Below are 7,838 nucleotides of genomic sequence, written 5' to 3'. Positions count from 1 at the left end.
CGCGTCGGGCGCCGGCGTGATCGTCAGGCGGAGCCGGCCGTCCGCCGGCGGCTGGGCGCCGGGCTGCACCGGCGGGTCGAACTGATCGAAGATGTTCGGCGCCCGGGCCGGCGTGTCGAATTGGTCAAAAGATGTTCGCCATCACTGGCCCCCCGAGCACGCGCGCCGCCGCGCCGGCGCCGTACTTGGCGTCGAACTCCGCGGCATGCTGCGGGTTGGCGCGCAGGAACTGCACCGCCGAAGCCGGGACGCCGCCATCCACCTGCCCCCGCGCCGGCGCGCCGCCGGGCATTCGCGAGGCGTCTTTCTCGCCAGGGATTTGGACCTCAGGAGCCGAGGGCATCGTGATCGCGGACGGATTGTTCACCTGCCGCCCGGCCTCGCTCGCGTGCATGCCCTGGCGATTGGCGAGAAGGTTGTCCAGCGCCATGAGCTTGTTCTTGTAGGTCGCGGCGCTGGTGAACCAGCTGGTGGGGTCGCCGACCATAGCCGCGATCCGTTCGATGTCCCTGTTGCTGACCCCGTGACCGGTCTGCCCCAGCGCTTCCGCGGCCTTGTAGAGCAACAGCGTGTTGAGCGTCTCGATGCTGTTGAGGTCCGGGTTGAAGAGCCCGGGGAGCAGCGTGTCGAGCCCCTTGGCGGCGAGGTCAGCACGGGCGCGCTCCACCACGGCCTGGTATCGCTCCTGCCCGCCGAAGCTCTTGGCCACCTCGGTCGCGATGGAGCTGACATCCTGGCCCATGCGCCGGATATTGCCGACCGGGCCGACAATCGAAGGCGCTCGGTCCACAAGGCCAACGGCAGTCGTAATCAGGCCCCGCGTCTCTTCGAGATTCCGAACCGATGCGGTCAGATTGCGCATCGTGACCGGATCTCGCCCACCGCCGCCCATCTGGATCACGGTGCCATCCGGCTGCGTGATGGAGAAGCCCTCGCTGCCGGCGATCTTGCGGCGGATGAAGCCGTCCAGCTCGTCGCCCTGGCGCTGGAGCTCGGCTTTCATGGGATCGCCAAGCGGCAGCTTGCCGGCCTGCGCCCACAGAAGGTTCCGCTCGCGCTGCAGGCGCACCATCTCCGGGACGCCGGTCTCCTTCGACACAGCGCCCAGCACCTGCTGCTCGGCCGGCGGCAGCGCGCCGATGTTGCCGAAGTTCTGCGCGAGGTAGCCGCCCTTGACGTTGCTCTCCGGCGCCAGCGGCATCTGGCCGGGGGCCTGGGCGCGGGTGCTGAAGCGCGGGCCCTCGGGCGTCATCACCTCGACCGGCGTCGCGCCGAACATGCGCTCGCGCGACGCGATATCCGCCGCGTTCTTCTGCAGCTCGACCGACTGCGCCTCGCGGAAGCCGGGCACGGTGGACGAATAAGCCCCGCCCGCGCCGATGGTCGCGTTCGTGGTGCGCGGGTCCGCCGCGCCGAAGGCGTTGCCGGCCACATACTGGCCCGCCTGGGCCACGGCGCGCGGGTCCATGCCGCCGAGCATGGCGTCGCGGACCACCTGCGCCACCATGTTCGCGTTGCCGGGGTTCGTGAAGGCGTCGGTGGCGGCGCTGCCGAAGCGCTCGCGCGCCGCGTTCTCGGCGGAGAGCTTGAACGCCTGCTGACGCTTCACCTCGGGGGTGAGGGTGTCACCGAAGGCGCCGGTGCTCAGATCATTGAAGATCTTGGCGATGGGGCTCGGTTCGCTTTGGTAGGAGTTGATGATTTTGACCATCGACGAAACCTTACGGCGCGGCCGCGAGTCCGCGCGCCCGGCGAGCGAAGGCGAACGGATCAGGCCGCTCAAGCATTCGGACGATGAGATTGGGCAGATTGCGGTCAAGCATGGGCCAAGTTGCGGATAAGAGCAACCGTCGGCGACACGGCAATTCGGCCTACCAACAGAATACACAACAATGATGCGAGCCGCAAGTGAACCGGACCCATCAGGAGCCGCCCAACTATCATCCCCACCGTCAACCAGTTTCAAATACTTTCAGCGGCCCAAAATTAGCGAAACCGCCTACCGCGTTTTCAGTCCAGGCGCGCAACCCTCCCCCGGGAGGGTGGGGCCCTCACGCAGCAGCCGGGGCGCCGGAAGTAATTATCTGCAATTTTCGTTTCGTCTTGCTACGCAACAACGGAACTATACTTTTTCGACAAGGATCTCTTGAATTTTCTTATTGACATATCCAGTTTTGATTCGAAAATGACAATTGGGTGTAGCAACCCGCGTGACCAAGGGCGCTTGACGCGCCCACGTATCAGCGTCAATTCAACCCGTCCGGGAGCTCCGCGCGCATGTCCAAGGCGCGAGCCCAAAGGCGTGGGGAGCCGAGGTTATGCGGCTGCTACCTCCCGGACCTCGCATCCTGTAGCAAGGACATGACGCCATGACTCAAGCAATCGACCACGTCGACCCTGTCGTCGCCTTCATCTCGGCCATGGAACGCCTTACCGAGGCCTGTGAGCACCTCACAGACCGGGAAGCGCTCTCGGATAACGATGCCCGCTTCTCGCGCCTGGCTGTAGCCGAGTCTTTCACGGCGCCGACCACCTCGGAAGGGGTGTGGCGCAAGATTGAATGGCACTTCCCCGGTGAATCGCCCCGGGGGAGCGACGTCTTCACTCTCCACTGGCGCCCCGACGATAGCAGGGCGACCCAGCGCCGGATAAATCGATTCTGGCGAGAACTCCGCGCGGTATCGGCGAAAGCGAAAGCTGGCACCCTCTCCCGAAAGGACGCCCGCAAGATCAGCGCTATCAGCCTCGAGGAAGACGGCATCATAGAGCCCCATTCCGCTGGGGTAGCCCAAGCGATCGCCGAAGGCGTCCGCCTCATCGTCGATTTGCAGGAGGCGCGAGCGGAATAGCTCAGACGGGCGGGCCGGCGCGCAGGCGCGGCCCGCCTACGCGCTATTTCCGGCTTCCTTCAACATGCGAGCCCGGGCCTTCTCAACCTCGATTTGGACGTAAGCAACGAGCGCGTCATAGAGAACGGGCGGAACATCGCGCAAATATCTCGCGCCATGAGCCTCTAACGCCCGCGTAGAAAAGTTGGTGTTTTCCAACGACCAATCGATCGATGCCATCATCAAGATCTGCCGAACCTGGTCAAAGGTCCATGGCTGAATGATTGACTTTCCGCCGGGGACCTTCTTGACTCGCTTTTTCGGCCATTCGATCGGATCGAGCGACCTCGATACGGTAGGCCCCCTATGGGCATCGGCCAGGGCCTTGCCCACTTCGACGGCCCCTTGCTTCTTGATCGCCTGGACAAGCAGCGGCTGCGCCATCGCGACGTTGCGATCCAGCAAGCGAATCAGGAGCGCCATTTCCTCTGGCTCACCCTGGATTTTGATTTCGATAGCCACGGCAGACCTCCAACGCGCGGTTGAGGGGGCGCCGAGCCGACAAATCCCGCTGCGGGGGTTCCCTGGTGGTTACCGCAACCGTTTGCGGAGCGAGGCGTTTCCCGTAAGCCTTTGAAATTTATGGTGCCCAGGGGCGGAATCGAACCACCGACACTGCGATTTTCAGTCGCATGCTCTACCAACTGAGCTACCTGGGCGTCCGGAGGCGGCCGCGGGGGCCGTTCGGAGCGGCGAGTGTATAATTGGCTTGTCCGGCCCTGTCCATAGGGGGTCCCCTTTGCGAAAGCTCTGCGGTCCGTGCCTGTGGAAAAGCGGTCCGCGCAGCCGCCCGCCGCAGGCCGCGCAGCGGCAGGTGCCGGTTGTCTCGGCGCGCATGCATGCCGGTCTCGCCCCCTCGCCCGTCGCTCCGGAAAAGGGGTGCCTTCCCGGTCGCAAGCTGGCAATGTAGCCGCGAGGATGCCGGAAACGCGCCGGCGGAGACTGCGACGCGAGGGGACCCGACGGTGGCGGAACGCAAGGCGCGCGGGGCAAGCGACGCTCCCGATGTCATCGACTACACCACCGGCTCGGGCGCGCCGGCCGCCACCTCCGCCACGCTGGAGCAGGCGCTGGGCGTTCAGGTGCGCACCATCCGCCGCCAGCTCGACCTCACCGTCTCCGATCTCGCGGGCGCCGCCGGCATCTCGGTCGGCATGCTGTCGAAGATCGAGAACGGCCAGATCTCGCCCTCCCTCGGCACCCTTCAGTCCATCGCCAAGGCGCTGAACGTGCCCATCACCACGCTGTTCTCCGCCTTCGAGGAGCGGCGCGACTGCTCGTTCGTGCGCGCGCGCCAGGGCGTCATCATCGAGCGGCGCGGCTCGAAGGTCGGCCACCAGTACGAGCTGCTCGGCCACGGCCTCGGCGGCGACATCGTGGTGGAGCCCTATCTGATCTCGCTGGAGGCGGGCGCCGCGCCCTTCACCCAGTTCCGCCATGCGGGCGTGGAGTTCATCTACATGCTCACCGGCGAGGTGCTCTACCGCCACGCCGACCGCTCCTATCACCTGCGCCCGGGCGACGCGCTGATGTTCGATTCGGGCGCCGCCCATGGCCCCGAGGAACTGCTGGTGACGCCCATGACCTACCTGTCCATCATCGTCTATGGCCGCGACGGGCGCTGAGCCGGGCACAGACCCTTCCGCGACGTTTTCTTACAGCGAAACTTTTATTCTTTCACATTGACGCACCCGTCCAACCGGCGTACCAGTGGGACCGAGGCCGCCAAAGGCGGCGAAGGCGTGCGGCATCAGGCGCCGCGGCCACGGATCGGAGCCAGTTGAGCGCCATGTGCGGCATCGTCGGACTATTCCTGAAAGACCCGAAGCTGGAAGGCGAGCTGGGGGCCATGCTGGCCTCCATGCTCTGCACCATGACCGGCCGCGGGCCGGACAGTGCGGGCTTCGCAGTCTATGGCGCGGGCGCGCCGGGACAGGTGAAGCTCTCTCTGCGCGCAGCCAAGGGCTATGATTTCCCGGCCTTGGCGCAGGGCCTGAGCGTGCCGGCGGACGGCGTGCCGGCGCTCGCCATCCGCGGCACCCATGCGGTGATCGAGGTGCCCGCCGCGCGCGAGGCGCAGGTGCGCGCCTTCCTCGCCGCGCGGCACCCGGAGGTGGCCGTTGTCGGCTCCGGCACCCGCATGGAGATCTTCAAGGAGGTGGGCCTGCCCTCGGCGGTGGCCGAGGCGTTCGCGCTGCCCGCCATGCGCGGCACCCACGGCATCGGCCACACCCGCATGGCCACCGAGAGCGCGGTCACGACCGCCGGCGCGCACCCCTTCTCCACCGGCACCGACCAGTGCCTGGTGCACAACGGCTCGCTCTCCAATCACAACGGCCTCAGGCGCGCGCTCGCCCACGAGGGCATGACCTTCGAGACCGAGAACGACAGCGAGGTGGCCGCCGGCTATCTCACCTGGCGCATGAAGCAGGGCGCTTCGCTGGGCGACGCGCTGGAGGCGGGCCTCAAGGACCTCGACGGCTTCTTCACCTTCGTGGTGGGCACCGAGAGCGGCTTCGGCGTGCTGCGCGATCCCATCGCCTGCAAGCCGGCCGTGATGGCCGAGACCGACCAGTATGTGGCGTTCGGCTCGGAATACCGCGCCCTCATCGGCCTGCCCGGCATCGACACGGCGCGGGTGTTCGAGCCCGAGCCCGCCACCGTCTATTTCTGGGAGCGCGCGCAATGAACGCCGTCATGCCCGACACCACGTTCGATCTCGGCACGACGCCGCTGCGCGAGCTGAATGCCGCGCTCCACAAGGCCAGCGCCGAGAGCAATGCCCGCCGCTGGCGGGTGCTGAATCCCAACGGCCGCCATGCGGTGGCGGTGGGCATCGCCGCGCCCCTCACGGTCGAGATCGAGGGCAATGTGGGCTATTACTGCGCCGGCATGAACGCCGAGGCGTCCATCATCATCCACGGCAATGCCGGCCAGGGCGTTGCCGAGAACATGATGAGCGGCTTCGTCCACGTGAAGGGCGACGCCAGCCAGTCCGCCGGCGCCACCGCCCATGGCGGCCTGCTGCTGATCGACGGCAACGCCTCCGCCCGCTGCGGCATCTCCATGAAGGGCATCGATATCGTCGTGAAGGGCTCGGTCGGCCACATGAGCGCGTTCATGGGCCAGTCCGGCGCGCTGATCGTGTTCGGCGACGCCGGTGAGGCGCTGGGCGACAGCCTCTATGAGGCGAAGCTGTTCGTGCGCGGCACGGTGAAGAGCCTCGGCGCCGACTGCATCGAGAAGGAGATGCGGGACGAGCACAAGGCGCTGCTGCACGACCGGCTGAGCGCCGCGGGCGTCGCCGGCAGCGTCGATATCTCGGAGTTCAAGCGCTACGGCTCGGCCCGCAAGCTCTACAACTTCCACGTGGACAACGTGGATGCCTATTGAGGCGGGAATCCCCCTCTCCCCCTTGTGGGAGAGGGATGGGGTGAGGGGTGTCGCGCCGCCCGCCCCCGCGGCGGCGGGATTTCGGCTCCGCCTCCCCCCCACCCCCTCTCCCGCGAGGGGAGAGGGGAGCCGGCGAGAGAAGGCCTTCAATTCAGTTCCGTTTTCCGGGTGAGGACCCCATGACCGCCCATTCCAACGTGCCCCGCACCCCGCCGCGCTTCTCGGCGACCTTCGATCCGGCGACGCTGGCGGAGATCCGCCGCGCGGCGGCGACCGGCATCTACGACATCCGCGGCGGCGGCACCAAGCGCAAGGTGCCCCACTTCGACGACTTGCTGTTCCTCGGCGCCTCCATGTCGCGCTACCCGCTGGAGGGCTACCGCGAGAAGTGCTCCACCGAGGTGGTGCTCGGCACCCGCTTCGCCAAGAAGCCGATCCACCTGAAGACGCCGGTGACCATCGCCGGCATGAGCTTCGGCGCGCTCTCGGCGCAGGCGAAGGAGGCGCTCGGGCGCGGCGCCACGCTGGTGGGCACCTCCACCACCACCGGCGACGGCGGCATGACGGCGGAGGAGCGCGCACAGTCGCAGACGCTGGTCTACCAGTATCTGCCCTCGCGCTACGGCATGAACCCGGTGGACCTGAGGAAGGCGGACGCCATCGAGATCGTCATCGGCCAGGGCGCCAAGCCCGGCGGCGGCGGCATGCTGCTTGGCCAGAAGATCTCCGACCGCGTCGCCAACATGCGCAACCTGCCGAAGGGCATCGACCAGCGCTCGGCCTGCCGCCATCCGGACTGGACCGGGCCGGACGACCTGGAGATCAAGATCGAGGAATTGCGCGAGATCACCGACTGGGAGAAGCCGATCTATGTGAAGGTCGGCGCCTCGCGGCCCTATTACGACGTGGCGCTGGCGGTGAAGTCGGGCGCCGACGTGGTGGTGCTCGACGGCATGCAGGGCGGCACCGCGGCGACGCAGGACGTGTTCATCGAGCAGGTGGGCCTGCCGATCCTCGCCGCCATCCGGCCGGCGGTGAAGGCGTTGCAGGACCTCGGCATGCACAGGAAGGTGCAGCTCATCGTCTCCGGCGGCATCCGCTCCGGGGCCGACATGGCGAAGGCGCTGGCGCTCGGCGCCGACGCGGTGGCCATCGGCACCGCGGCTTTGGTGGCGCTCGGCGACAACGATCCCCAGTGGGAGGAGGAATACCAGAAGCTCGGCACCACGGCCGGCGCCTATGACGACTGGCACGAGGGCCTCGACCCCGCCGGCATCACCACCCAGGACCCGGTGCTCGCCGCGCGGCTCGACCCGGTGAAGGCCGGCCGCCGGCTCGCCAACTTCCTGTCGGTGATGACGCTGGAGGCGCAGACCATCGCCCGCGCCTGCGGCAAGAGCCACCTGCACAATCTGGAGCCGGAGGACCTCGTCTCCCTGACCCTCGAGGCCGCCGCCATGGCTGGCGTGCCGCTTGCAGGAACGGGCATGGAGTTCCGGGCCAGACCGGCGGCTACTGAGCGCCGCCGCCGGCGCCGCGGCGCCGCCTCACATCCGC

General features: G+C 67.5%; 7 protein-coding genes and 1 tRNA gene. 5 read left to right on the top strand and 3 right to left on the bottom strand.

What is annotated here, in order from left to right:
• Positions 1-124: 124 nt before the first annotated feature.
• On the bottom strand, positions 125-1,783 hold the full coding sequence (locus AC2W7M_RS15250; RefSeq protein WP_486133083.1) for a hypothetical protein: 1,659 nt from the start codon (positions 1,781-1,783) through the stop codon (positions 125-127).
• A 586-nt stretch (positions 1,784-2,369) separates the two neighbouring features.
• Here AC2W7M_RS15250 and AC2W7M_RS15245 point away from each other — a divergent pair.
• Positions 2,370-2,849 carry a hypothetical protein gene (locus tag AC2W7M_RS15245; protein ID WP_486133082.1) on the top strand — a complete coding sequence of 160 codons (480 nt, stop codon included), beginning with the start codon at positions 2,370-2,372 and terminating at the stop codon, positions 2,847-2,849.
• A 36-nt stretch (positions 2,850-2,885) separates the two neighbouring features.
• Here AC2W7M_RS15245 and AC2W7M_RS15240 read toward each other — a convergent pair whose 3' ends face one another.
• Both AC2W7M_RS15240 and AC2W7M_RS15235 read right to left on the bottom strand, forming a co-directional pair.
• Complete coding sequence (locus tag AC2W7M_RS15240; RefSeq protein WP_486133081.1) at positions 2,886-3,350, bottom strand: hypothetical protein; 465 nt, start codon at positions 3,348-3,350, stop codon at positions 2,886-2,888.
• Positions 3,351-3,471: 121 nt separating this feature from the next.
• Positions 3,472-3,547 (bottom strand) — tRNA-Phe (locus AC2W7M_RS15235).
• 306 nt (positions 3,548-3,853) lie between these two features.
• Here AC2W7M_RS15235 and AC2W7M_RS15230 point away from each other — a divergent pair.
• The 4 genes from AC2W7M_RS15230 to AC2W7M_RS15215 form a co-directional block, all read left to right on the top strand.
• Positions 3,854-4,513 (top strand): helix-turn-helix domain-containing protein, encoded by a 660-nt coding sequence (locus tag AC2W7M_RS15230; RefSeq protein ID WP_486133080.1) that lies wholly within the window; start codon positions 3,854-3,856, stop codon positions 4,511-4,513.
• Between the two features lie 164 nt (positions 4,514-4,677).
• Positions 4,678-5,577, top strand: coding sequence for a class II glutamine amidotransferase (locus tag AC2W7M_RS15225; RefSeq protein ID WP_486133084.1), 900 nt, complete (start codon positions 4,678-4,680; stop codon positions 5,575-5,577).
• Between the two features lie 8 nt (positions 5,578-5,585).
• Positions 5,586-6,281, top strand: a complete 696-nt coding sequence (locus AC2W7M_RS15220) for a protein glxC (protein ID WP_486133079.1) — start codon at positions 5,586-5,588, stop codon at positions 6,279-6,281.
• Between the two features lie 179 nt (positions 6,282-6,460).
• Positions 6,461-7,838: FMN-binding glutamate synthase family protein (locus AC2W7M_RS15215; RefSeq protein ID WP_486133078.1), on the top strand; the 1,378-nt coding region annotated here is incomplete at its 3' end.

The sequence above is a fragment of the Xanthobacter sp. BG11Y11_SDJG genome, assembly GCF_057364445.1.
The sequence above is the reverse complement of the archived record's forward strand: the minus strand, read 5'-3'. Positions and strand labels throughout refer to the sequence as shown.